The organism is Rhodococcus sp. EPR-157, assembly GCF_001647195.1.
In the GTDB taxonomy this organism is placed as follows: Bacteria; Actinomycetota; Actinomycetes; order Mycobacteriales; family Mycobacteriaceae; genus Rhodococcoides.
On record NZ_LVCV01000380.1, the window covers coordinates 1 to 921 of the forward strand.

Annotated in this window: 2 protein-coding genes and 1 pseudogene; 1 reads left to right on the forward strand and 2 read right to left on the reverse strand. The window is 61.7% G+C overall.

All coding sequences use genetic code 11. The features are described 5' to 3' along the window. Positions 1-162: dephospho-CoA kinase (locus A2J03_RS30040; RefSeq protein WP_156520429.1), on the reverse strand; the 162-nt coding region annotated here is incomplete at its 3' end. A gap of 126 nt (positions 163-288) precedes the next feature. Between A2J03_RS30040 and A2J03_RS17285 the strand changes: the two genes are divergently transcribed. Beyond that, the gene (locus tag A2J03_RS17285; RefSeq protein WP_068376234.1) at positions 289-498 is read left to right on the forward strand and encodes a hypothetical protein; all 210 of its coding nucleotides are present in this window, start codon (positions 289-291) and stop codon (positions 496-498) included. Between the two features lie 240 nt (positions 499-738). Here the strand turns inward: A2J03_RS17285 and rpsA are convergent. Then, positions 739-921: pseudogene (rpsA, locus tag A2J03_RS17290) on the reverse strand (30S ribosomal protein S1); the annotation flags it as partial.

Consider the following 921-nt stretch of genomic DNA (forward strand, 5'->3'; position numbering starts at 1 on the left):
ACCGAACGCCTCGACCAGTTGCGCGAGCCCGGACGTTCCCGGCTCGACGACCTCTCGTGAAATCACGTCGGCGTCGACGAGTACCCCACCCAACGCAGAAAGTGTTCTCGACACGGTCGATTTGCCTGCTCCAATGCCTCCGGTGAGGCCAAGTCTCAACATGCCTCCAGTCTGTCATCGAACACGCCGAAGCACACCAGCCCCAAATACCCCAGGTTTGGGGCAACGTCCGTTATCTTCGTGCGAGACAAGTATTTGCCGACCCACTTCTAGCGAAAAGGACTTCCGATGCGAAGCAATCAGATCCAACCGGGTCGGCACCGTCTCGGCATGGAATCGGGAGTTCACGTCATCTTGATTCCCGAGGTTGCCCTGGCGTTGGCCGACCATCGGCGCAATTGGTTCACAAATCTCCTCAGCCCGGCACGTCACAGCTTCGCCACGATGCGCAAGCGGACCGGCGCCGTCGCCCAGTGGAGTCCCGCCGTCGCAGGTTGAGCCATCCCGTCGATACGACGATGGACCCGAATCCTCCGCGGATCGGGTCCATTCTTGTATGGAATTGAAATTGTTGCGCACCAGACGGATCGAATGACTCATTCGGTCACCCGGGCCCGGAGCAGCGATCACCCGAGCCCACGCACGGCCGACCGCTGCTGACATAGAGCAGAAGAAAGCCCCGGCTCCACGAGGGAACCGGGGCTTTGCGGTCACACCCTTACGGGTGGACATCTTCTATCAGGCGTTGCCCGACAGCTTCTCACGCAGCGCAGCGAGCTGAGCATCGCTGGCCAGTGATCCGCCGGTCGATGCCGGAGCCGACGCTACGGGAGCGTCGCCTTCTGCTTCGGCGGGTGCCTGACCCGACTCGGAGGAGTAGTTGGTGTTGGCGGCTTCTGCAGCCTCGTCCTTCGCCGTCTT